This is a genomic window from Streptomyces sp. 3214.6 (genome assembly GCF_900129855.1).
GTDB lineage: Bacteria > Actinomycetota > Actinomycetes > Streptomycetales > Streptomycetaceae > Streptomyces > Streptomyces soliscabiei.
On the sequence record NZ_LT670819.1, the window covers coordinates 5,737,779 to 5,760,019 of the forward strand.

Annotated in this window: 27 protein-coding genes and 1 pseudogene; 8 read left to right on the forward strand and 20 right to left on the reverse strand. The window is 70.0% G+C overall.

What is annotated here, in order from left to right; translation table 11 throughout:
• Positions 1-175: 175 nt before the first annotated feature.
• A complete protein-coding gene (locus B5557_RS25985; protein ID WP_079661712.1) occupies positions 176-697 on the reverse strand; it encodes an ATP-binding protein in 522 nt (173 codons plus the stop codon).
• Between the two features lie 136 nt (positions 698-833).
• Here B5557_RS25985 and B5557_RS25990 point away from each other — a divergent pair, with 136 nt between their 5' ends.
• From B5557_RS25990 to B5557_RS26000, 3 genes are read left to right on the forward strand one after another with little or no spacing between them, the layout of a single operon-like run.
• Positions 834-1,682 carry a helix-turn-helix domain-containing protein gene (locus B5557_RS25990; RefSeq protein ID WP_079665008.1) on the forward strand — a complete coding sequence of 283 codons (849 nt, stop codon included), beginning with the start codon at positions 834-836 and terminating at the stop codon, positions 1,680-1,682.
• Positions 1,679-1,879, forward strand: coding sequence for a DUF397 domain-containing protein (locus B5557_RS25995; RefSeq protein ID WP_079661713.1), 201 nt, complete (start codon positions 1,679-1,681; stop codon positions 1,877-1,879). Before B5557_RS25990 ends, B5557_RS25995 begins: the two co-directional genes overlap by 4 nt.
• Positions 1,876-2,544, forward strand: a complete 669-nt coding sequence (locus B5557_RS26000) for a hypothetical protein (protein WP_079661714.1) — start codon at positions 1,876-1,878, stop codon at positions 2,542-2,544. The genes B5557_RS25995 and B5557_RS26000 overlap by 4 nt, the downstream gene beginning before the upstream one ends.
• Before the next feature lie 10 nt (positions 2,545-2,554).
• On the opposite strand, the gene B5557_RS26005 is transcribed toward B5557_RS26000, so the two are convergent.
• Positions 2,555-2,962, reverse strand: a complete 408-nt coding sequence (locus B5557_RS26005) for a RidA family protein (RefSeq protein ID WP_079661715.1) — start codon at positions 2,960-2,962, stop codon at positions 2,555-2,557.
• Positions 2,963-3,061: 99 nt separating this feature from the next.
• Here B5557_RS26005 and B5557_RS26010 point away from each other — a divergent pair, with 99 nt between their 5' ends.
• The gene (locus B5557_RS26010; protein WP_079661716.1) at positions 3,062-3,445 is read left to right on the forward strand and encodes a winged helix-turn-helix transcriptional regulator; all 384 of its coding nucleotides are present in this window, start codon (positions 3,062-3,064) and stop codon (positions 3,443-3,445) included.
• Positions 3,446-3,553: 108 nt separating this feature from the next.
• Here the strand turns inward: B5557_RS26010 and B5557_RS46315 are convergent, their stop codons facing one another.
• Genes B5557_RS46315 through B5557_RS26020 form a run of 3 tightly spaced genes read right to left on the reverse strand, consistent with a single transcriptional unit; the run spans position 3,554 to position 5,103 of the window.
• The gene (locus tag B5557_RS46315; protein ID WP_159424512.1) at positions 3,554-3,760 is read right to left on the reverse strand and encodes a hypothetical protein; all 207 of its coding nucleotides are present in this window, start codon (positions 3,758-3,760) and stop codon (positions 3,554-3,556) included.
• An 18-nt stretch (positions 3,761-3,778) separates the two neighbouring features.
• A complete protein-coding gene (locus tag B5557_RS26015) occupies positions 3,779-4,759 on the reverse strand; it encodes a DUF1648 domain-containing protein (protein WP_079661717.1) in 981 nt (326 codons plus the stop codon).
• Entirely contained in the window at positions 4,756-5,103 is a 348-nt protein-coding gene (locus tag B5557_RS26020) for a GntR family transcriptional regulator (RefSeq protein WP_079661718.1), read from the reverse strand. The genes B5557_RS26015 and B5557_RS26020 overlap by 4 nt, the downstream gene beginning before the upstream one ends.
• Before the next feature lie 233 nt (positions 5,104-5,336).
• Between B5557_RS26020 and B5557_RS26025 the strand changes: the two genes are divergently transcribed.
• Both B5557_RS26025 and B5557_RS26030 read left to right on the forward strand, forming a co-directional pair.
• Positions 5,337-5,822 (forward strand): YbaK/EbsC family protein, encoded by a 486-nt coding sequence (locus B5557_RS26025; RefSeq protein WP_079661719.1) that lies wholly within the window; start codon positions 5,337-5,339, stop codon positions 5,820-5,822.
• Positions 5,819-6,664, forward strand: coding sequence for a DMT family transporter (locus tag B5557_RS26030; RefSeq protein ID WP_079661720.1), 846 nt, complete (start codon positions 5,819-5,821; stop codon positions 6,662-6,664). Before B5557_RS26025 ends, B5557_RS26030 begins: the two co-directional genes overlap by 4 nt.
• 2 nt (positions 6,665-6,666) lie before the next feature.
• Here B5557_RS26030 and B5557_RS26035 read toward each other — a convergent pair whose 3' ends face one another.
• The gene (locus B5557_RS26035; RefSeq protein ID WP_079661721.1) at positions 6,667-7,056 is read right to left on the reverse strand and encodes a VOC family protein; all 390 of its coding nucleotides are present in this window, start codon (positions 7,054-7,056) and stop codon (positions 6,667-6,669) included.
• A gap of 282 nt (positions 7,057-7,338) precedes the next feature.
• Here B5557_RS26035 and B5557_RS26040 point away from each other — a divergent pair, with 282 nt between their 5' ends.
• Positions 7,339-7,611, forward strand: a complete 273-nt coding sequence (locus tag B5557_RS26040) for a DUF1876 domain-containing protein (RefSeq protein WP_079665009.1) — start codon at positions 7,339-7,341, stop codon at positions 7,609-7,611.
• A gap of 91 nt (positions 7,612-7,702) precedes the next feature.
• Here B5557_RS26040 and B5557_RS26045 read toward each other — a convergent pair whose 3' ends face one another.
• From B5557_RS26045 to B5557_RS26070, 6 genes are all read right to left on the reverse strand, one after another.
• Positions 7,703-8,881: a serine hydrolase domain-containing protein gene (locus tag B5557_RS26045; RefSeq protein ID WP_079665010.1), complete on the reverse strand. Its 1,179-nt coding sequence runs from the start codon at positions 8,879-8,881 to the stop codon at positions 7,703-7,705.
• A 95-nt stretch (positions 8,882-8,976) separates the two neighbouring features.
• A complete protein-coding gene (locus B5557_RS26050) occupies positions 8,977-9,450 on the reverse strand; it encodes an organic hydroperoxide resistance protein (RefSeq protein ID WP_079661722.1) in 474 nt (157 codons plus the stop codon).
• A gap of 142 nt (positions 9,451-9,592) precedes the next feature.
• Positions 9,593-10,060, reverse strand: coding sequence for a MarR family winged helix-turn-helix transcriptional regulator (locus B5557_RS26055; RefSeq protein ID WP_079661723.1), 468 nt, complete (start codon positions 10,058-10,060; stop codon positions 9,593-9,595).
• Positions 10,057-10,854, reverse strand: a complete 798-nt coding sequence (locus tag B5557_RS26060) for an energy-coupling factor ABC transporter ATP-binding protein (protein WP_079661724.1) — start codon at positions 10,852-10,854, stop codon at positions 10,057-10,059. Before B5557_RS26060 ends, B5557_RS26055 begins: the two co-directional genes overlap by 4 nt.
• On the reverse strand, positions 10,842-11,603 hold the full coding sequence (cbiQ, locus tag B5557_RS26065; RefSeq protein ID WP_079661725.1) for a cobalt ECF transporter T component CbiQ: 762 nt from the start codon (positions 11,601-11,603) through the stop codon (positions 10,842-10,844). The genes B5557_RS26060 and cbiQ overlap by 13 nt, the downstream gene beginning before the upstream one ends.
• A gap of 4 nt (positions 11,604-11,607) precedes the next feature.
• The gene (locus tag B5557_RS26070) at positions 11,608-12,690 is read right to left on the reverse strand and encodes an energy-coupling factor ABC transporter permease (RefSeq protein ID WP_079661726.1); all 1,083 of its coding nucleotides are present in this window, start codon (positions 12,688-12,690) and stop codon (positions 11,608-11,610) included.
• A 191-nt stretch (positions 12,691-12,881) separates the two neighbouring features.
• On the opposite strand from B5557_RS26070, the gene B5557_RS26075 reads away from it, so the two are divergent.
• Positions 12,882-13,238 carry an SsgA family sporulation/cell division regulator gene (locus B5557_RS26075; RefSeq protein ID WP_079661727.1) on the forward strand — a complete coding sequence of 119 codons (357 nt, stop codon included), beginning with the start codon at positions 12,882-12,884 and terminating at the stop codon, positions 13,236-13,238.
• A gap of 27 nt (positions 13,239-13,265) precedes the next feature.
• Here the strand turns inward: B5557_RS26075 and B5557_RS26080 are convergent, their stop codons facing one another.
• The 8 genes and pseudogenes from B5557_RS26080 to B5557_RS26120 all read right to left on the reverse strand — a co-directional run bounded on the left by B5557_RS26080 (position 13,266) and on the right by B5557_RS26120 (position 22,217).
• Positions 13,266-14,951 (reverse strand): penicillin-binding transpeptidase domain-containing protein, encoded by a 1,686-nt coding sequence (locus B5557_RS26080; protein WP_079661728.1) that lies wholly within the window; start codon positions 14,949-14,951, stop codon positions 13,266-13,268.
• A 226-nt stretch (positions 14,952-15,177) separates the two neighbouring features.
• Positions 15,178-16,812 carry a penicillin-binding transpeptidase domain-containing protein gene (locus B5557_RS26085; protein ID WP_079661729.1) on the reverse strand — a complete coding sequence of 545 codons (1,635 nt, stop codon included), beginning with the start codon at positions 16,810-16,812 and terminating at the stop codon, positions 15,178-15,180.
• Between the two features lie 348 nt (positions 16,813-17,160).
• Positions 17,161-17,583: pseudogene (locus B5557_RS45335) on the reverse strand (restriction endonuclease); the annotation flags it as partial.
• 294 nt (positions 17,584-17,877) lie between these two features.
• On the reverse strand, positions 17,878-19,122 hold the full coding sequence (locus tag B5557_RS26100) for a tyrosine-type recombinase/integrase (protein ID WP_079661732.1): 1,245 nt from the start codon (positions 19,120-19,122) through the stop codon (positions 17,878-17,880).
• A gap of 83 nt (positions 19,123-19,205) precedes the next feature.
• Positions 19,206-19,451 carry a helix-turn-helix transcriptional regulator gene (locus B5557_RS26105; protein WP_079661733.1) on the reverse strand — a complete coding sequence of 82 codons (246 nt, stop codon included), beginning with the start codon at positions 19,449-19,451 and terminating at the stop codon, positions 19,206-19,208.
• A gap of 53 nt (positions 19,452-19,504) precedes the next feature.
• Positions 19,505-20,959, reverse strand: coding sequence for a DNA primase family protein (locus B5557_RS26110; protein ID WP_079661734.1), 1,455 nt, complete (start codon positions 20,957-20,959; stop codon positions 19,505-19,507).
• Complete coding sequence (locus B5557_RS26115) at positions 20,959-21,303, reverse strand: hypothetical protein (RefSeq protein ID WP_231976042.1); 345 nt, start codon at positions 21,301-21,303, stop codon at positions 20,959-20,961. Before B5557_RS26115 ends, B5557_RS26110 begins: the two co-directional genes overlap by 1 nt.
• Positions 21,300-22,217, reverse strand: coding sequence for a bifunctional DNA primase/polymerase (locus tag B5557_RS26120; RefSeq protein ID WP_079661735.1), 918 nt, complete (start codon positions 22,215-22,217; stop codon positions 21,300-21,302). Before B5557_RS26120 ends, B5557_RS26115 begins: the two co-directional genes overlap by 4 nt.
• Positions 22,218-22,241: the final 24 nt, after the last annotated feature.

The window sequence follows — 22,241 nt, forward strand, 5'->3', positions numbered from 1 at the left end:
TGCCGGTGTCGTTCGCGCCGAGGGGGGAGGTGACCGTGGTGGCCTCCCCGCACTCCGGGCTGTGCCCGGCGGGCTGGGTCGGCGTGGTCGCGCTGGGCGGATCGCCGATCGTTACCGTGCCGGGCGAGGCGGCGGCCGGGCTGGTTCGTAAGGCGTTGGCGGGGCTGCCGGTGGATCAACTGCCCGCCAATGACGCGGAGTTGCAGCACCTGGCGGAGGCGGCCGGTGAGGACGACGCGGATGTAGTGGCGAAGCCGGGAGTCCTTTCCCCCTCTCGCAGTACGACTTCCGCCCACACCGTCTTGCGTGGACACGGTTCCGGGACCACGCCCCAGCGGTCTGCCAAAGCGTCCACCAGGAGGAGGCCTCTGCCCGAGGGGGAGTCCGCGTCGGGTCGGCCGGGGACCGGGAGGCGGTCGCCGCGGGTGTCGGTCACCTCGATGCGGAGGGTGTCCGCGATGACGTAGAGGCTGAGCCTGAAGTCCCGTCCCGGTACGCGGCCGTGGGTTGCGGCGTTGGTCGCCAGCTCGGCGACGATCTGCGCCGCGCTGTCCAACGGCAGTCCCCAGGAGCGGAGTTGCTCCGTCGCGAGGAGCCTCGCCAGGCGGGCGCCGCGGGGCGTGGGGGACAGGAGGACGGTGAAGTTGCGGAAGTGGGCGGAGAGTTCGTTTTCAGGGGCACGCGTTTCGTGATTCACGTGACTCAGAGTGGCGGAGCCTGCTTACTGTGATCAGTGGCGGCGCGTGTGCGTAGCGTTACTGTCCGGAGTTTGTCTCGTCCTGTCTCGGCTGTCCGTAGTGCCGTGCGGGTACGGGTGGGCGTTGGAGGTGGTCATGAACGACGGTATGGACGAGGCCGGTTGGGATGTCGAGCCGGGCGACGAGATCGAGCCGGTGGTGCAGGCGGTGGGGCGTCTGCTCAAGGTCTGCCGCGAGGCGGCGGACATGCGGACGGCCGACCTGGGCGAGGTCATGGGCTACGGCGAGGACATGATCCGCAAGATGGAGCGCGGGCAGCGGATCCCGAGGCCGGAGTTCCTGGACAGGGCGGACACGGTACTGAACGCGCAGGGTCATCTCAGGGCCTTCACGGAGGACATGAGGAAGGCCCGGTATCCGAAGAAGGTGCGGGAGCTGGCGGATTGGGAGGCGCGGGCCGCCGAGTTGCTGGTGTACAGCAACCACAACATCCAGGGCTTGTTGCAGACGCCGGAGTACGCGCGTGCGTTGTTCGAGATGGCGCAGCCGCCGTACTCGGCGGATCAGATCGAGCGTGGAACGGCCGCCCGCATGGCGCGCAAGGTGATCTATGAGCGGGATCCTGCTCCGTCGCTCAGCTTCGTCCAGGAGCAGGTAACCCTCGAGCGGCCGCTCGGCGGGAAGGTGGTGCTGCGTCGACAGCTCGAACACCTGCTGGAAGTAGGGCGGTTGCGCAACGTCACGCTCCAGGTCATGCCGACCGACTGCCACGAGCACGCCGGAATCCACCAGGGCATGATCCATTTGCTCAAGTTTCCCGACGGCACGGGAATGGGGCGATCTCCCGGTGCCTTCAATGGCCGCCCGGTCTCAACTCCCAGAGACCTCCGTATCCTTGAAATGCGCTACGGCATGATCCGGGCGCAAGCCCTCACGCCGAGGGAGTCGCTGGCCTTCATCGAGAAGCTACTGGGGAGACTATGAGCACGCCGGAACTCCACTGGTTCAAGAGCAGCTACAGCGACAGCAGTGACATCAACGACTGCGTCGAAGTGGCCACCACCCCCGCCACCATCCACATCCGCGACTCCAAGAACCCCGCCCACGGCATCCTCACCGTCTCTCCCGGCACCTGGGCCGAGTTCGTCGTCAGCGTGCGGGACCGGCCGCAGGTCGGATGAGTACTCGGGTACGGATACACCACGTACGGCTGGGCGGCGACGAGTACCGGGTGATCCGGGCGGACCCGGCCCCCGGACGGCTCGCGCTGCGCGACGACCGCCACTGGCTGTCGATGTACGCCGACCGGGAGGGCGCGGCCCAGCTCGTCGCCCTGTGGGCGCTGGCCGCCCGGTCCGCCCGGTCGCTGGTCTATCTGCCGATCCGGGCCAACCCGGTCCCCGAGGGTGTCGTCGGCGACGGCGCGCCGGTCTCGCTGGACCTGGTCCTGGTCCACCACAGCCTGCAGTTTCCGGCTGCGTCGTGGAAGCGGATCAGGGCGCGCCTCGGTGCCGGCAAACCCCATACCGCGACCACCCCGGACCAGGACTTCCCCGACGAGACGGCCATCGACTACGACAGGCGTCACCACCGCGAGTACCGCGACCACCTCGATTTCGACATGGCCGCGCACACCCTCTTCGTCGTGGGCAGTTCCACCGCGTTCCGCGAACACGGCACCGCGCTGCGCGGCCTCGTCGAAGAGGCCCCGTCGTACCCGCATCGCCACCCGGACGCCGGGCACTTCTGCGTCGAGCTCGGCACCGGACCCTGGCCACACGCCGATGCCCGTCGCCACGTACCCGCCCGTCTGCACATCCAGTACTCCAGCACCTGGCGAGTGTGACGAACGGCGCTCAGTCGACGACGGCCGTCGCCTCGATCTCGACCAGGTGGGCAGGGACGTCCAGTGCCGCGACGCCCAGCAGCGTGGCCGGCGGGACCGGGGTCACCCCCAGCTTCGCGAACGCACGACCCGCTCCCTCCAGAAACAGGGGCATCTTGTCGGGCGTCCAGTCGACGACGTAGGCGGTCAGCTTCGCGACGTCGTCGAAGGAGGCGCCGGCCGCCGCCAGGGCCGTACCGACGTTGAGGTAGCACCGCTCGACCTGCGCGGCGAGGTCGCCTTCACCGACCGTGACTCCGTCGGCGTCCCAGGCGACCTGTCCGGCGACGAAGACCAGCTTCGAACCGGTCGCGACCGACACCTGCCGGTAGGCGTCGATCTTCGGCAGTCCGGCGGGGTTCATCAGAGTGATGGGCATGATTCTGCCTGCTTCCTTGCTCTCTTGTGGTTACTGGGAAACCGTAAGAGAGTGGCTGCTGACATGGAAGAACGCACTTTTCGGTGACTGGGGAACCTGATGGTGACCAAACAGTTCAAGGGCACGCCCGAGGAAATGGCGGACCTCAGGCGAGCCGACTCCCTCGCGCGCGAGATCTTCTCGGACGTCGCCAACAAGTGGGCGCTCCTGATCATCGAGGCCCTCGGCGAACGCACCCTCCGTTTCAGCGAGTTGCGGGACGAGGTCGAGGGCGTCAGCCACAAGATGCTCACCCAGAACCTGCGCATGCTGGAGCGCAACGGCCTGGTCGAGCGGACGGTGCACCCCACCGTGCCGCCGAGGGTCGAGTACACCCTGACCGAGGCGGGCCGGGGCCTGCGCGCGACGGTCGACGCGATGTGCGACTGGACCCACCGGTACCTGGGCCACATCGAGGCCTCGCGCCACAGCTTCGACGCCTAGGCATGCGCGGCGCAGAGCCCGAACAACCATCGTGACCGGTGCGGTCGTCGTCGGAGCGGCACAAGCCGTTCGGGTGTGTCTGCGCGGTCTTTCAATCTGCGCGGTCTTTCAAGCGGGCACTCGCACCTCGGCGGATTCGTCGCTTGGCGCCGGTGATGCCGTGGGTCGAGGAGAGGCCCTGCGCAGGTGTCGCTTCCCCGACGGCGGCGACCAGATCACCTGACGCCAGTCCTCCTTTTGGGCAGCGGACAGCAGCAACGCGATCTCCACACCCTGGGCGCGTGATCTGCGGTCGAGTCCGAAAGCGCATTGAATCCTTGGCGGGAGGGTTCCTCACCTTGTGTGTCTGGCGCTCAAGGAGTTCAGAAGGGCGGCTCCGCGTTCGGCGTCGTCCACGCTCACGGCGAATTCCCTGCCCTTTGAGGGGTGGATGACCAGGCATTCGCCGCCGCGCAGCATCACCGTGGTTCCCTGCCCGCTGAGTCGGTAGCCCCAGCCACCGACCTGGGCGGGCGTGCGACTCTCGACGCGTGCCGACTCGACGTCCTCGGCGGCCCAGTGCCGCGTGGGCCAGCCGAGGGGGCCGAAAGCGACGTCCAGACCCTGCTCGCCGACCCGTGCCCGCACCGAGGAGCAGCCGAGGACCAGAACGGAGGCCAAGGTGAACGGCGCGGCCGCCAGCAGGAACGGAAGGTCCGTCAGGCCCGCGAGCGCCGACACGACGACGGCGATCGCGAGCAGCCCGGTCAGGGCGGCGATCGCCTGGAGCCAGGAGTTCGATGTGCGGGCGAGCCATACGACCCGTTGCCCGGCGGGAATGTCCAGGGTCGGGCCGTCCGGCGCGGGCCGGGGCTCGGCCGGCGCCCGGCGCGCGACCAGCAGGCCGGCCGTCCCCACGGCGGCCGCCACGACCAGCGTGCCCACGACGCCGCTCGTCACCGATCCCGCCTCGTGCCAGTTCGTGCGGTCCAGGTTCGCCCGTACGACGGATGCCTGCCCGCCGAGCAGTGTCACGCCGCCGAATCCGAGGCCCGCGGCCGCCCACCCCGGTACCCCGCCACCGGCCCCTGCCCGGCGCAGCGTCAGCACGACGACGACTGCCAGTACAGACCAGATCAGCGCCGGGAAGAGTGCTGCGGCCCAGAGCGGCATGGAACCGTCGGGCCTGCCCGAGCCGGCGTCCCAGTGGGTCGCCAGCCGGTCCGGGAGCCGGCCGCTCGCGGCCAACGGCAGCGTCGGCAACAGGGCCAGGACGCCGACGCCCCAGCTGACGGCGCCCCACGCCGCTCCGCTCTTGCGTGCCCGGTCGGTCACGAGATCCCCCTGATCACGTCGATGACGTCGTCCTTGCTGTAGCCGAGGTGCGCCGCGTCGGTCACCAGGTCGCGTACACGGTCCAGCAGGACGGAGCGCTGGTCCGCCCCGTCGGCCACCGTCACGCCCCGGCCGCGCCGGAACTCCAGCACCCCTTCGTCCCGCAGCGCCCGAAGGCCCCGCAGCACCGTGTTGACGTTCACATCCAGGGCCTGGGAAAGGTCCCGGGCCGGGGGAAGGCGCTCTCCCGGCCCGCACTCGCCCTCGGCGATGGCGCGCCGGATCGCGCCGGCCACCTGCTCGTGCAGGGGGCGACCGTCCGCAGCGTTCAGTCTCAACAGCATGGTGCTAGTGAAGATAGCACCAATGGCTTGAAGTGGGAGAGAGGTTTTGAGTCGTGCGATGCGGCGACGTCACCCGCGCGCTTTGATGCCCCTTCGCCGCCGCAGGCCAGGAGCGGGAGGCCGAGATGAGCCTCGTCGGCCAGGAAAACAGGCCCCGCGGGAGTGGGACCCGCCGCCTCGCGCCCGCGGAATTCCACTCGCCTGCCCCCTGCACCGACCGTTAGCGTGCCCGCATGACGACGTCCGCCGCGCACCCCCGTTTCGCCGAAGCCCTCCGCACCCTCGGGCTGGACGGCCTTCCGACGCGCAGCTTCCCCGAGGCGACCCGGACCGCCGCCGAGGCCGCCGCAGCGATCGGGTGCGAGCTGAGCCAGATCTGCAAGTCGCTGATCTTCGCCGCGGATGGCGTGCCGGTGCTGGTGCTGATGGACGGGGCCTCGCGTGTCGATGTGGAGCTGGTGCGCGCGGAACTCGGCGCCGAGAAGGTGACGAGGGCCGCCGCCGGCGTCGTACGGGAGACGACCGGGTACGCGATCGGCGGTGTGCCGCCCTTCGGGCACCGCACGCGCACGCGGGTGCTGGCCGACCGGAGTCTGCTCGCGCACGACGTCGTGTGGGCCGCCGCCGGCACCCCGCACACCGTCTTCCCCATGGCGCCCAAGGACCTCGTCCGGCACGCCGACGCGACCCTCGTGGACGTGCGCGAGCGCACCGCGTGACCCCGCTGGTCACCGCGGCCGTCCTGTTCGCCGCGGTCACCCACGCCAGTTGGAACGCCATCGCTCACAAGATCAGTGACAAGCTCGTCGGGTTCACGCTCATCGCGGGCGGCGGCATGCTCATCGGGCTCGCCCTCGTGCCGTTCACCCCGTTCCCGGCGGCCGGCGCGTGGCCGTACCTGCTGTCCTCCGCACTCATCCACATCGCCTACTACGTGCTGCTGATGCGGTCGTTCCGGCTCGGCGACTTCGGGCAGGCGTACCCGATCGCGCGCGGCTCCGCGCCGCTCGTCGTCACCGTCCTGGCCGCCGTCTTCGCGCACGAGGTGCCGGACGGCTGGGCGGCCGCCGGCATCGCCGTGTCGTGCGCGGGGCTGACCGGCGTCGCCCTGTGGGGGCTGCGCGGACGGCGGCCGAACTGGGCGGCGATCGGGGCCGCGCTGGCGACCGGGCTGACCATCGCCTCGTACACCGTCGTCGACGGACTCGGCGTCCGCGCCTCCGGCTCCTCCCTCGGGTACATCGCCTGGCTGATGGCCGTGCAGGGGGTCGTGCTCCCGGCGTACGCCGCCTACCGCTGGCGCGGGGAGACCGTTGCGCTGCTGCGCCCCTTCGCCGCCCTCGGCCTCCTCGGCTCAGCCCTGTCCGTCCTCGCCTACGCCCTCGTCCTGTGGGCGCAGACCCGCGCCGAACTGGCGCCGATCGCCGCCCTACGAGAGTCGTCGATCCTCGTAGGTGCGGCCATCGGCGCCCTGCTCTTCAAGGAGCGGTTCGGCGCGCCCCGCCTCGTCGCCGCCGGACTTCTCGTCGTCGGCATCGGGCTGATGCTGCACGCCGGTTGACCCTACGGGCGGGCGTACGGCCGCGTCATGATCTCCATGTTGTGGCCGTCCGGGTCGGCGAAGTACGCGCCCCGGCCGCCGAAGAGGTGGTTGGTCCGGCCGGGTTCGGTGTGCCGGGGGTCGGCGTAGTACGTCACGCCGACCGCATCCAGGCGGGCGAGCATGCCGTCGAACTGCTCCTCCGGCACGAGGAACGCGTAGTGCTGCGACTGGATCGGCTCGTCACGCTTCTCGTAGTAGTCGAGCGTGACGCCGTTGCCGAGGTCGACGGGGAGGAACGGGCCGAACGGGGCCCCGACCGTGAGGCCGAGGATCGCCGCCAGGAACTCGGCCGACAGGCGGCGGTCGCTGGCGTAGACCGCATGGTGGTTGAGCTGGACGGACGTGGTCATGTGAGCGGCTTTTCTCCGTGTCTTGGATGGTGTCCGGGGTGTCGGAAGACGCGGAGGAGAACGGCGGGCCTCTCGCCCGCCTCGGGCTCACGCCGAGGCCGGGCGCCTCACTCGTGCGTGGCCCATGGCCGACCCGGCAGTCACCCGGGCGACAGTAGTGTCCGGCGGGGGTCGCGGCAACGAGGTATTCCGGCGTCGCCGTCCTGAGCCGACTGGGTGCGTCCGCGCGCTCTCAGGAGCACCCTGGAAACAGGAGTTCCGGAGGTGATCGTCATGACCGCTATGCACACCGCTGTCGGATGGCACGTCGAGCTGGAGTTCGAGGAGGACGACCGGCACACGCGCGCGGTAGCGCTGGTACGCCTGCCCGACGGCACTGAAGTCAAGGCCGCGGGGCACGCGAGCCGGCACAACATCGACGCCAACCAGCCGCGGGTCGGTGAGGAGATCGCCGGCGCGCGTGCCCTCAACGAGATCGCCATGCAGCTGCTGACCAAGGCTCACACGGAGATCGACGACGCGTCGGGGCGGACGTCCCACTCGATCAACGTGTGAACGATCCAACGTGTGAACGATCCAACGCCTCAACGAATCAACGAGTCGATGACTCAACGATTCGGCGATTCGACGAATGAACGAGTAGGCGTCACGTCATCGCCGTGCGCAGCGCTCGTAGCAGCGCCTGCGCGCGCGGGTCCGCCGTCACGCTCGACCTGAAGCCGTTGGTGACGTAGCCGAAGGCGATGCCCGACTCCGGGTCGGCGAGGCCGAGGGCGCCGCCGCGGCCCGGGTGGCCGAAGGAGGTGGGGGACAGCAGCGGGGACGCGGGGCCGTGCAGCATGTAGCCGAGGCCGAACCGGGTGTTCACCACGAGCACCCGGTCCGGGCCCGACGACTGCTCGGCGCGCGCCAGTTCCACCGTCTCCGGGCGCAGCAGCCGTACGCCGCCGTCCACCTCGCCGATCAGCGACGCGTAGAAGCGGGCCAGGCCGTCGGCGGTGGCGATGCCGTTGGAAGCGGGGAGGGCGGCGGCCCGGTAGGCCGGGTCGTTCTCGTCGGGGAGCGGGGTGATCGCGGCGAACGCGCGGCGGGTGAGGGAGTCGGGGTCGGCGTAGGCGGCGGTGACGGCGGGCTTGGGCCGGGTCTTGAGCGCTCCCGCTTGCGCGGGCGCATCCACCTGCCCCACGCGCCCCACCCGCGCGCTCTGCGCCGCCGGCAGCCCGAGCCACAGGTCGGCCCCCAGCGGCCCGGCGATCTCGTCGGCGATCCACTCGCCGACGGGCCGGCCGGTGATCCGCCGCACCAGCTCGCCCGTCAGCCAGCTGAACGTCTGCGCGTGGTAACCGTGGTCGGTCCCCGGCTCCCAGGCAGGCGTCTGCGCGGCGACCGCCGCCGCGCCCCGTTCGGGGTCCGCGGCCTCGGCGGGCGTCAGCGGCCGGTCCAGCACGGGCACGCCCGCGCGGTGCGCGAGCAGGTGCCGTACGAGCGTCCGGTCCTTGCCCGCGGTCTTGTACTGCGGCCAGTACGCCCCTACGGGCGCGTTCAGGTCCAGCTCGCCGCGCTGGTGCAGCAGCAGGAGGACGGCGGCGGCGACGCCCTTGGTCGCCGACCGCACGATCTGCGCGGTGCCGTGCTCCCAGGGAGCCGCGCCCTCCGCGTCGGCCGCGGCGTCCACGTCCCTCGTGCCGGCCCACAGGTCGACGACCTTGTGCCCGTTCCGGTAGACGGCGACCGCCGCGCCCCGGTCGCCGAGCGTCTCGAAGTTCGCCGCGAACGCCTCCCGGACCGGCTCGAAGCCCTCGGCCACCGCACCGTTCACGTACACGCCCACGTTCGCACGCCCTCTCGACCCGCCTCGCTCGGCCTCGCCTTCGACTCTCCGCGGAACACGCCCGCCGGGCCTGCGATTCCTTCGTCTCGCTAGCCGAGAAGGATCGTTACGTCGATGTTGCCGCGGGTGGCGTTCGAGTACGGGCACACCTGGTGCGCCGCGTCCACCAGCTTCGCGGCGAGGTCGGCGTCCAGGACGGGCAGCGAGACGCTGAGGGCGACCGCCAGCCCGTAGCCCTTGCTCTGGTTCGGGCCGATCCCGACCTTCGCCGCCACCGTCGACCCGGTGAGGTCGTAGCCCGCCCGGTTGCCGACGAGGATCAGCGCGTTGTGGAAGCAGGAGCTGTAACCGGCGGCGAAGAGCTGTTCCGGGTTGGTGCCGTTGCCGTCGCCGCCCAGCTGCGGCGGCATCGCCACCTTCAGCTCGATCTGGCCGTCCTGGCTGGTGACATAGCCGTCCCGCCCGCCGTGCGCGGTCGCCTCGGCGACGTACATGATCTTGGTTGGACGGGTGTCGACGGTGTCGACGGCGGCGACAGCGTCGTCGGCGGCGCCTTCGGTCATGCGGGACCTCCCCCGGAATCTTCCCCGATTACATCGTGCACAAGGTACCGGCCGGTAGGGAGGTGGATGCTTACCAGGGGTAGTAACCGTGGGTAACCTCAGCTCAGGGCCCACCGCGTCCACGGTGCGGGGCCCACCGCGTCTACCGCGCGCGGTCAGCCGCGCTCTGGGCCCGTTCCGCGAGCACCCACAACTCCTCGCGCAACCGTGCGACCTCCGCCGCCAGGAGCCCCGTCGACGCGAGCAGGGTGCCGGGCACGCGCTCCGCGCGCCCCTTCAGCTCCTCGCCGCGCACGGTGCACGCGACGAGCACCGTGCGCTCGTCCTGCGCCGAGCGCTCCCGGCGCACCAGCCCCGCCGCCTCCAGCCGCTTCAACAACGGCGACATCGTGCCGTAGTCCAGCCGCAGCGCCGAGGCCAGCTCCTTGACGGTGGTCTCACCGCGCTCCCACAGGGCCAGCAGCACGAGGTACTGCGGGTAGGTGAGACCCAGTTCGTCCAGGAGCGGGCGGTACGCGGCGGTCACCGCGCGCTGGGCCGCGTACAGCGCGAAGCACAGCTGCTCGTCGAGGAGCAGCGTGCCGTCGGCGATGGGTGCCTCGTTCGTCACGCGCCCATTGTGGCCGAGCGCGGGTCGAACCCGAAGGGCAGCTCCAGGCGGTGCGCGCGCATGACGGCGTCGTCGGCGAGCAGATCGCCGGTCGGACCGTCCGCCGCGATCACGCCCTCGCTGAGGATCAGGGCGCGCGGGCACAGCTCCAGGGCGTACGGCAGGTCGTGCGTGACCATGAGCACCGTGACGTCCAACGAGCGCAGGATGTCGGCCAGTTCGCGGCGCGAGGCGGGGTCGAGGTTGGAGGACGGCTCGTCCAGGACGAGGATCTCCGGCTCCATGGCGAGCACCGTCGCGACGGCCACCCGGCGCCGCTGGCCGAAGGACAGGTGGTGCGGCGGACGGTCCTTGAACTCCGCCATGCCGACCTGCGCGAGCGCGTGGTCGACGCGGGCCTCCAGCTCCGCGCCCTTCAGCCCGGCGGCCGCCGGTCCGAACGCGACGTCCTCACGGACCGTCGGCATGAACAGCTGGTCGTCGGGGTCCTGGAAGACGATGCCGACCCTGCGCCGGATCTCGGCCATGTGCCGCTTGCCGACGGGCAGCCCGGCCACCGTCACGGTGCCCGCGCCGCCGGTCAGAATGCCGTTGAGGTGCAGCACCAGGGTCGTCTTCCCGGCGCCGTTCGGGCCGAGCAGCGCGACCCGTTCCCCGCGCGCGACGGAGAAGTCGACGCCGAACAGGGCCTGGTGGCCGTCGGGGTAGGCGAAGGCGAGGCCGCAGACCTCGAGGGAAGCCGTCACACCAGGAACCGTCACGTCGGAAGCCGTCACATCAGTCACAGGGACCATCCCAACACGCAGACGACGAGGGCGGCGAACGGGAGGGTCAGGGCGTACGACCACTGCGCCCGGGACGCGGTCACCTCGTCGATCACCGGCATCGATCCGGCGTACCCGCGGCTGACCATGGCCAGGTGCACGCGCTCCCCGCGCTCGTAGGAGCGGATGAACAGAGCGCCCGCCGACTTCGCGAGCACCCCCCAGTGCCGCACGCCCCGCGCCTCGAAGCCGCGCGACTCCCGGGCGATCCGCATGCGCCGCATCTCGTCGGTGATGACGTCGCCGTAGCGGATCATGAAGGAGGCGATCTGCACGAGCAGCGGGGGCAGCTTCAGGCGTTGCAGGCCGAGAAGCAGTGCGCGCAGCTCCGTGGTGGACGCCAGGAGCACGGAGGCGGCGACGCCCAGGGTGCCCTTCGCGAGGACGTTCCAGGCGCCCCACAGCCCGTTGACGCTGAGGGGCAGTCCGAGGACGTCGACGCGTTCGCCCTGTGCCACGAACGGCATCAGCACGGCGAACGCGACGAACGGCACCTCGATCAGCAGCCGCTTCAACAGGAAACCGGCCGGCACGCGCGCGTGGTACGCGACGAACGCCAGCAGGACGGCGTACAGGGCGAACGCCCACATCGCCTCCCGCGGCGTCGACACGACGACGACCACGAAGGCGAACGTGGCGGCGAGCTTGGTGTGCGGCGGCAGGGCGTGCACGGGCGAGTGCCCGTGCCGGTAGAGCCGGTGCGCGTGTCCCGCTCCCACGACGTCAGACGCCGCTCGTGGAGGCGCCCGTGGACGCGCTCGTCGACGTCGGGGACACGTCGTCCGTACGGCGCCTGCGCACCGCCCAGAACACCGTGCTGCCCGCGACGACGGTCGTGCCGACGCCGATCACGCCCGCGAGACCGCCCGAGAGGCGCGCGTTGGTGATGTCCTTGACGCCGTAGTCGGCGAGCGGGGAGTCGGAGGACGCGTGCTTCTGAGTCCGCTTGTCGATGCCCTTGTCGGCGGCGACCTTCTCCAGGCCGTCGGGGTTGGTGGAGGCGTAGAAGCTGACGAAGCCGGCCAGGACGAGGGAGGTGACCAGACCGGTCACCCACAGCGTGCGCCGGGAGGTGCGCGCCGCGACGGGCGTCGTGCGCGCCCCCTCTGCGGCGGGCGCGTCGACCAGTTCGCCGTTCACCCGCAGCTGGAGCCTCTGCCGCAGATCGCGCGCGCCGTGGACGAGATCCGGCCGTACCGCGACGACGGCGCCCACGGTCAGCGCGGTGATGACGGCCTCGCCGACGCCGATCAGCACATGCACGCCGATCATCGCGGTGGCCACCTTGCCGATCGCCACGTCGGTGGTGCCGCCGATCCAGTACAGGAGCGTGAACGCCACGGCGGCGGCCGGCACGGACAGCAGGGCGGCGACGAAGGACGCGGTGGTGATGGACCGGCGGCTGCGCGGCAGCACCTTCACCAGGGCGCGGAAGACGGCGTAGGACACGACGGTCGTCACGATCGCCATGTCGGTGATGTTCACGCCGAGCGCGGTCAGGCCGCCGTCGGCGAAGAGGATGCCCTGCATCAGCAGGACCACGGACACGCACAGGATCCCCGTGTAGGGGCCCACGAGTATCGCGGCGAGCGCACCGCCCAGCAGATGGCCGCTGGTTCCCGCAGCGACGGGGAAGTTCAGCATCTGCACGGCGAAGATGAACGCGGCCACCAGGCCGGCCAGCGGCGCGGTCCGGTCGTCGAGTTCACGGCGCGCGCCGCGCAGGCTCACGGCGATGGCGCCCGCGGCGACGACTCCGGTCACGGCGGAGGTCGGGGCGTTGATGAATCCGTCGGGTACGTGCACCCGTCGATGATAGTGGCTTAATGCGAACAGTTCGCAAGAGCGAGGGACTTGTCTCTCGTGGATGCTTGCCTATCGCAGATGTGAGATGGGTCGGGACGGAGGCGCGTATTCCAGAAAATATGGGACATTGGGAAGAGCGAAAGCGGACTCACAGTTTCCGCACAGGTTACGCTGCGTGAGAGGGTCGGCCGATGTCTGTAGTCGAGCAGTACGCGCGAGCCCACATCGTCACGGACGCGGACCAGGTCGAGGAGGAACGCACGGCCGTCCCCGTCGTTCTGCGCTACGACCCCGAGGACGACCCCCGCTCGGTACGCGTCGGACTCCCCGACCGGCACGAGTGGACGTTCTCCCGCAGCCTCCTGGAACAGGGGCTGCGCGCCCCGGCCGGCACCGGCGAGGTGCGGGTGTGGCCGCTGGGGCGCGTCCAGGCCGTCGTCGAGTTCCACTCCGCGCACGGCGTCTCGGTCGTCCAGTTCGAGTCGAAGACGCTGCTGCGCTTCCTGCGCCGCACGTACATGGCGACGGCCCAGCCGGTCACTCACTAGTGGTGTGACCGGCCTTCCAGTCGGGTCTCAGCCGCCCATCCGCAGCAGGGACGCCACGATCGGGCCCGCCGTGTCGCCGCCGTGGCCGCCCGCCTGGACGACGCCCGCGGCCGCCAGGTCGCCGCGGTAGGCGGTGAACCAGCCGTTGGGCTTGTCCTGGTTGTCGACCTCCGCCGAGCCAGTCTTCGCGCCGTAGTCCGGGCCGAGGCCCGACATCGCCTCGGCGGCGGTGCCGGCCGCGGCGGTGTAGTTCATCAGCTCCCGCAGCTGCGACAGCGTGGACGACGACATGGTGCGCGAGGCCGTCGCGAGCGTGCGGTCGTCCACCGACGGGGCGACCAGGTACGGCTGGTGGAACGTGCCCGCCTTCACCGTGGAGGCGACCGACGCCATGTTCAGCGGGTTCATCCGCACCCCGCCCTGACCGATCAGCGAGGCCGCCATCTGGGCCGCGGACTGCACCGGCACCGAGCCGTCGAAGGACGGGACGCCGATGGCCCAGTTGTCCATCGACAGGCCGAAGACCTGCTGCGCCTGCTGGGTCAGACTGTTGTTGTCCAGCTCGGGGGCCTGGCTGATGAAGGCGGTGTTGCAGGAGCGCGCGAAGCTCGCCTTGAACGTGCCGCCGGTGATCTGGAAGTCGTCGTCGTTGTGGAACTTCCAGCCGCCATAGGTGAACGTCTTCGGACAGGGGTGCACCTTGTCCGCCGACGCCAGGCCCTTCTCGATGAGCAGCGACGACGTGATGACCTTCATCGTGGAGCCGGGCGCGAGCGAGCCGTTGAAGGCGGTGTTGAAGCCGGGGCTCGCGTTGGCCACCGCGAGGATCTCGCCCGTGGAGGGGCGCATCACGACGACCGACGAGCGCGCCGTCTTCGCCACCTGCTGCTCCGCGGCGGCCTGCAGGGTCGGGCTCAGCGTCGTCTTCACCGTGCCCGGGGTGCCCTTGCTGAGCTCCAGCAGCGTCTTGTCGGAGGCCTTCTTCGCCTTCGACGCCTTCCCGCGGACGACCTGGAGCTCCACGCCCGCCTTGCCGCCCGCCTTCTTGCCGTACTTCTCCCGCAGGCCGTCCAGCACCGTGCCCAGGGAGGGGTACTTGGCGGCCGTCAGCTCGCCGCCGTCCCGGTCGACGGCCTTCACCGGCGGCGTGCCGGACTCGCCGGTGACGAGCGTGTCGCCGTCCTGAAGGTCCGGGTGGACGACGGACGCGTGCCAGTCGATCTGCGCCTTGCCGTTCTTCGGGTTGCGTACGACGGTGAGCGCGCTGGAGTACGTCAGCGGCTTGCTGACGTCCTTGTACTTCACCGTGCCCGTCACGGAGAACGGGACCTTGGTGCCGGAGGGCGCGCCGGCGGTCAGGGTGACGCCCGTGACGTGGGCGTCCTTGGTGTAGCCGGTCAGGAGGGCGGTGGCGGCGGCGGAGTCGTCCGTGATGGCGGCGGCCCGGTCCACCTTGCCCTGCTGCCAGGCCGTCAGGAACGTCGCGGCCAGGGTCTTCGCCTCGGCCGTCGAAGGTGCGTCGGCCCTGACCCGCGGGATCTGCTTGCCGTTGGCGGCCGCTGCCGAGCCCTCGTCGGCCGCCGCCCCGCCGCCGTACAGCGCGTAGACGCCGAACCCCGCCCCGCCGACCACGACGGCGATCATGCCGCCGACGACGGCGGGACGCCGCTTGCTCGTGCTGCTCCGCTCGTCGACACGCCTTCTCTTGCCCACTGCCCAGATCCTCCGGATCCTCAGGGACTTTCCCCCCAGCCCCACTGCCCTCGTTGCCCTCATTGACCCCAACGACGGCAACCACACTAGAGTCCCGTGCTGTGGGAGTGACGTCATATGTGACGTCAGCCACCTCGGAGCCGGTGCGCGTGGCCCGTCCGCGTGGCCCGTCCGCGTGGCCCGTCCGCTTGGCCCGGTGGGCCAGGCCGGTGCGGCAGTGGCCGGTTCAGCCCGCCCGCAGTACCTCCACCACGATCGGGCCGGACGCGTCGACGCCGTGGCCGCCGTCCTGGGTCATCGCCGCGGCGGCGACGTCGCCTTGGTAGCCGGTGAACCAACTGTCGGACTTCGTCTGGCCGTCGACCTCGGCGGAGCCGGTCTTGGCGCCGATCTGGCCCCTGAGCCCGGCCATCACCTCGGCGGCGGTGCCGCTGGTGGCGGTGCGGTTCATCATGGAGCGCAGCTGCTGCACGGTGCTCGACGACAGTCCACGCGCGTGTGCCGGTTCACGGTCGTCGAGGCTGAGCGGCACGATCACCGGCTGCCGGAACGTGCCCGTCATCGCGGTCGCCGTCACCGAGGCCATGTTCAGCGGGTTCATCTGGACCTTGCCCTGGCCGATCAGCCCGGCCGCGGTGTCCGGGCCGCCGGCGGCCGGGACGGAGCCGTCGAAGGACGGGATGCCGGTCTGCCAGTCGAGACCGATCCCGAAGCGGTCGCGGGCCTCGTTGGTGAGCGAGTCGACCTTCACCGAGTCCGCGAACTTCACGAACGCCGTGTTGCAGGAGCGGGCGAAGCTCTCCGAGAGCGTCGCGTTCTCGTTCGGCTTCATGTTCTTGATGTTCTTGAAGGTCTGGCTCTCCGAGACGGCCGACGGCGGACAGGGCGCGGGGCCGTTCGCGGTGGTGAGCCCGTTGTCGATGAGGGTGGCCGCGCTGATGATCTTCATGGTGGAGCCGGGCGCGACCTCCCCCAGGAACGCGGCGTTCCAGCCGTCCGTCCGGTGGTTGGCGACGGCCAGCACCTCGCCGGTGCTCGGCTTGACGGCCACCACCGACGACTGGGCGTACTTCTGCACCGCCCGCTCCGCCGCCGCCTGCACGCTCGCGCTGAGCGTGGTGGTCAGCTTGCCCGCCTTGCCCTCGGCGAGGGTCAGCAGCGGGGTGTCGGCGGTGTCCGGGGCGGCGTGGTGGATCGCCAGCTCGACGCTCGCCGTGCCGCCCGCCTCCTTCCCGTACTTGGCGCGCAGCTGGTCCAGGATCGGCCCCAGGGAGGGGTACTTCTCCTTCGTCAGGACGTTGCCGTCCCGGTCCACGGCCTCGATAGGCGGTGCCGCCGAGGCACCCGTGACCAGCGTGTCGTCCATGTTCTTCAGCTCGGGATGCACGACCGAGGGCTGCCAGTCCACCAGCGCCTTGCCGGTGGTGAGCCCGCGTACGACGGTGAGCCGGCTCTGGTACGCCAGCGGCTTGGACTTCCCGTCGTACGACACCGTCGCCCTGACGCTGAACGGCACGCTGTCCCCGACCGCCGCGCCCGGTGTGATCTTCACGCCGGTGATGTGCGCGGCCTGGCCGTACGAGGTCAGCAACGGCCCGGCCTTCGCCGCGTTGTTGGTGAGCTGGGCGGCCACCGCGGCCTGCCCCTTCTCCCAGGCCGCGAAGAACTTGCCGCTCGTGTCCTTCACCTCCGAGCCGCTGGGCGGCCCGGTCTTCACGGCCACCGGCTCGGACGACCCCGGCGCGCCGCCGTCGTCGTCCCCGTTGAGCGCGTTCACGATATTGAAGGCGCCATACCCGGCCCCGCCCACCATCACGGCGAACACCGACCCGACAATGGCTGCCTTGGCCCCCTTGCGCATGCTGTGCACCCTCCCCGTTGACCCCGCCGGACCCGCCGGACCCGACGGATCCCCCCGAACCCGTCCCCGCCTCACGGGCGCATTCTGAACGTGTTCAGAAAGTTCTTCTCAGGGTCACAGTAAGCGGAAAGGGTGACGCGCGGGGCGACAGTTTCCGGAATCGTTAGACCCAGGTGTCCAACCACATACGTGAACGCCAGTTGTCGATCGGGATCGACGTCCCCGTGTACAAAGGCCAGAAATAGATGAAGTCTGCGCAATCCGGCCCGAAAGGGGTCCGACCAGCGCGTTCGCCGCTTGCTGGGGCCGTCCTAGGCGGTCTGGGCCGTCTCTGGGCCGTGATGAGGCTCAGCGCCACGTGCCGCTGCCCATCTGCTGCCATGGCGCGGGGCCCGTGCGCCCAGACCAGGCCTCAAGATCATGTTTGTCGACGAGTACGATGTTCTGCATCGCCGCGTACTCGATCGCTGGGCGGGTGAACCCGCCGGTGGTCACGACGACAGCGACGTCTGCTCTATGGACAGTGAAGCAGGTGCCCCCGAAGCGCTGTAGATCTTGGGATCCGACCTTTCTGGCCGTCCCGTAGCGTTTGCATTGCACGACGAGTCTGCGTCCGTCGGATGTAGTGGCGAGTACGTCGGCACCGAGGTCACCCGCCCCTCCGATCGCGGCAGCATCTCCGCAGCCATCCCTCACGCACAGCCGGGCGATCGCCTCTTCGAACTCTCGGGCGCTCATTGATTGGTACGAGGTGACTTCGGCAGGGCAGGGGAAGGGCATCACGATCTCGTCAGCCTCTGGAGCTGGAGGGACGGGGCGAAAGAAGTCCCACCCCGGCCAGGGCCCCATCTTTCGGACCAGGGCAAACAAGCAGAGACCGGCGATGAGCAGGGTGACTAGGAACTGCGTAGCTCCTCGCCCGATCGCACCGTCCTGCCAGAGAACGATGCCGTTTGCGCCTGACAGCAGCAGGAAGATGCCGAAGCAGCCACCTGCGCAGCCGGCACCACTATTCGGTGAACTTCCCATACACCCCCCACCGATCACAGAAGTGCCATTTTGGCATCAGCGGGACGTGTCAGTAGGCGGCTTGGCATACACGCTGTCGACAGCTTTTCGGGTGCGTCCCTCACTGCTCGGCATCAGATGCGTGTACGTCCGGAGCGTGAACCCAGGGTCGGCGTGACCGAGGTACGAACTCAGGGCCCGGATGCTCTCGCCCGCGTCCAGCAGCACCGAGGCATAGAAGTGCCTGAGAGCGTGCATGCCGTGCTCGCGCGCCGACGCGTACCGCTCGCCTGCTTCCGGCTTCGGGATGATGCCCGCGACGGCCAGGGCAGGCTTCCAATGGTGGTCATTGATGTGGCTTACGCGCACGTGCCGACCCTCGACACCGCTGAACACGAGCCGCTTCGTCACGAGGGGGCCATCCGGCGTGCGCCAGGGGAGCGTGACGTCGACCGGCAGGAACGCTGCCACATGGTCTCGAAGCGCCGTTGCCACGGCTTGAGGAAGCGGCACGTCCCGGACTTTGCCACCCTTCGGCAGAGCGAACACGTACTTGCCCCGGATGCGCTTGAGCTGGTGGCCGACGTGCAGCCAGCCGCGCTCGTAGTCGAGTTCATCGACGGACAGTCCGAAGATTTCGCCTTGGCGCAGTCCGCACCCCGCCCCGACGTCCACAGCGGCCCGTAGGCGGCAGTCGAGGGCATCCCGCACCCCGAAGACCTGAGCGGCCGTCCAGGGCGTCACGTGGGGCTTCCCGGGCTTCGGGAGCTGCACTGTGCGGGCCCGGCAGGGGTTCTTACTGAGCATCCCGTCGTCGACCGCCGCACTCAGGGCCGCTGAGACGGTGCCGACGATGATGCGGCGGTGAGACTCGGCCGGCACGGTGGCTTCCAAGTCGGCAATCCAGGCCCGGATGTGCTCGGGCTTGAACGAGCCGAGGGGGCGCGACCCGATGTGCGGGTAGGCGTGCAGACGGAGCCGACGTTCCGCAGCCTCACGGCTGTTGATCTCGCCCGTATGTGTCCGCACCCACCGTTCCGCGTACTGCCGGAACGTGATCCGGGAGGCGCGGGGGTCGATGTATTGACCGCGCGTCATGTCCGCTTCGACCTGCGCAAGCCACTGCTTGGCGAGGCGTAGTTCCTTGTCACGGAACGACTTGCTTTTCTCCGTGCCGTCCGGACCGACGTACCGGGCCCGGTACCGGAGACCCGTTCCATGACGGTCGGTTTGGGTCTTGACGGGGTGACCGTTGGGACCGGCGACGGTCTTGAACCATCGGTCTTGGATGTGGCCTGCCATGTGGCAGTTGTCCTCTCGTCGACATGCAGCAGGGAGAGCTGTGTGCACGGCTCTCCCTGCTCGGTGGTGTGGTGGAGGCGGGCCTACGCTGCGGCCGCGTCCTCGGCTTTGCGCCGGTCGACGTAGGCGCGTACGTCGGCGGGGTCGTAGCGCACGTACTTGCCGATGCGGAACCCGGGCGGCCCGGTGCGCTTCTTGCGCCACTGGTAGACGGTTTCGACGGGGACGTCGAAGATCTCGGCGACGTCGTCGGGGTTGAGGTACCGATCGGGGAGACCGCCGCGGAGAGTTGCGCGGGGGCCGGTCTCTTCGAGGAGAGGGGGCGTCACTGCGTCCTCCGGAGGTTGGATTCACATTCCTCTGAGTCGCGACTCATCGGCACTCAGCGGCTCTCACAGGGGTCTTGAGACGCGATGAGTCGCGACTCAGGCAAATGTGGTTCAGACACGTTCACCGTGATTCCGGTGTAGGTGACGACCTGTCGGCCGTAGGCGTCGCGGGGTCGGGAGCGGTTGAGTTGGGGGACCACGGAGAGGAGGTTGCGGCCGAAGACCTGTTTGGTGCCGGGGCGTACGCCGTTGTCTTCGGCCCACTCGCGCCAGACGTTCCACAGGGTGTCCACGGGCACGCTGCACGTGGGTCCGGTGGCGCAGCGTTCGCGGACGAACGCGCTGGTGGGTGAGGCGGTGTCCTGCATGGTCGTGACCGCTTCACGGCTGGACTTGGGTTCCGTGATCCGGCCCGTGCGCTGGAGTTGGGCGAGGCCGTCGAGAGCCCAGTTGAGGATGCCGGGCATCTCGGCTGCGAGGCGGTCGGTAAGGGTGGTGTCTTCCTTGCCCAGCCACGAGACCCGCATGTTGAGCAGCACGAACCGTTTGGCGATGACTCCGGAGGAGTCGCCGAAGTGCGGCAGTTCGTTGGACAGCAGCATCAGCCGGGTAGGGAGCCTGCCGGTCCACTGTTGACGGTATTTGCGGTCGACGTCGATGGTGTCCTCACCGGAGATGGTGAGCAGTCGCTCGACGACTTGGCTGCTGTCGTTGCCGGACAGGCGGGCGTCGGAGATGACCGCGAGCGGCTTGCCGACCAGGGTGGCCAGACCGAAGTTCGTGCCCAGGCCGGCGAGGGTGGGGCCGGCAAGGTTCTCCTTGCCGACCAGCTCTTTGAGGACGCGCGCGATGGTGCCCTTGCCGGACCGGGACGGCCCGACGATGAGCAGGATCTTCTGTTGGTCGGTGCGGCCGGACAGGACGTAGCCGAACCACTCTTGTAGTGCGGCGATGGCGTCGGGGTCGTCGGGCCAGATCTGCGCCAGGAACCGTTCCCACGTCGGCGCGGTCGCGGCGGGGTCGTAGGCGAAGGGGACGGAGACGAGGTTGAAGAAGTCGGGCCCGTGCGGCAGCAGTGCCCGGTCCCGGATCCTGAGCAGGCCGTTCTCGCACGCCACGATCGTTCCGTCGTCCTGCTCACCGTCACCGTGGGTGTCGAGCCAGGTGGGTGCGTCGGTGTCGGTGGGCAGGAGGGTGAGGGCTCCGAGGGCGTCGAGAAGGTTGCTGATCTTCTGCTTCGTGGGTGCCCAGTCGCGCTGTTCGGGTTCGCCGTCCTTGCCGCGGGCGCTGTAGACGGTGTGCTCAAGCCGCTCGTACATGGCCTTGCGCACCTGCGCTTCGTCCAGCTCGCGCCAGCAGGTGCCGGTCCAGCGCATCCACGATGCGCGCCAGCGTCGGCACACGAGCTTGCCGTCCTCGGTCTGCCAATCCGGCAGGAGACGGCGGGCGACGGCCAACGGGTTGGAGGGTGCGGGCAGTTCCTCGGTGTCGGTGGTGCGGGTGTCCATCACGCGGCGGCCCTGCCTTCCTGTGCGGGGGCGGTGCGGTGGGGGCAGTGGCCGACCTTGACGCGGGTGGTCAGCTCGATGACTGCGGCACGGCCGCGGGCGCGTTCGTGGTGGCCGCAGGAACACAGCCAGTCCGCGACCGGAGGGCTCGTGAACTGCACCTGAAGACCGGGCCAGATGCCGGTGACGATGACCGCGTCCGGGTCATGGGCAAGAGCAGAAGAGACGCCCTGACGGGCGGCGACCCTCGGCACGCCCCCGGCCGCCAGGGACAGGGCCGGTTCGGCGGCGGACGGCTGGTCGGGGGCGGGGGTGACGCTCTTAGAGGGGGGAGGGTTGGTCATGCGGCCCTGCCCCGGGGCGTGTTGTGGGTGATGGACCAGTCCAGCGCGCGCCGGATCACGTCGTCGTAGTAGCGCTGTGACTGTGTGGCGTTGGCCCCCGCCGCTCCCCTAAGAGCGTCCTCGACCACGGTGCGGGTGAGGTCGCCGGACGCGATGAACCGTCCCAGGGCGCGCGCGGCCCTCAGCAGGGTCGCGTTGCGGGTGCCGTCGGCGGCGGTGGCCACGTTGGACACTTCGTTGGTGAGCGCTACGTCCGCGTATCGGCGGGATTGCCCCGCTACGGCCCCTGTGGGGGCCTGTACGGGCTTGGGGGCGGGCTGAAGGCTGCTCAGCAGCCATTCGGGCAGAGAGACCGCCTCAGGGCCGCACAGCGCTTCGTACGCTCCCGTGGCGGTGATGGAGCCTGCCGCGACGACGTATCCGCCGCACGCGCGGGTGTCGACCAACGGGGCGACGCTGCCCGCCGTGTTGGTCAGCCGGATCCCGTCCGGGGCGGTGAAGTACAGGTGATCCCCGCCGCTCGCGGTCCGCACCCGGTAGGTGGTGGGGACGGCGTGGCCGGCGCGCTCGCAGAGCGCTGCAAAGGTTGTCGCGCCGCAAGGCGCGTCCGAACTGCCCTTGTCGTCTTTGGCCTTGGGCATGTCGAGGTCGATCACGACCAGCCGTGAGGGGCCGGTGGCGATGCCGACGTTGAACGGGCCGTGCGACCAGGTGCCGCGGATGCGGTCGGGGTCAGTGGTGGCGCGCTGCTCCCACTTACGGTGACCGCCCGCGCACGGGCCGGTGAGGGGACATGCCGTCTCGCCGTGGAGGGCGGGGCGCTTGGTGCCGGGTCGCAGGGGGAAGACGTGCCAACCGCGTTCTGCGGCCTCCAGCGCTGCGCGCAACAGCGTGGAACGGGCGTCGTGGGGCATGCTGGTTGTCTCCAGTTCCTTGAT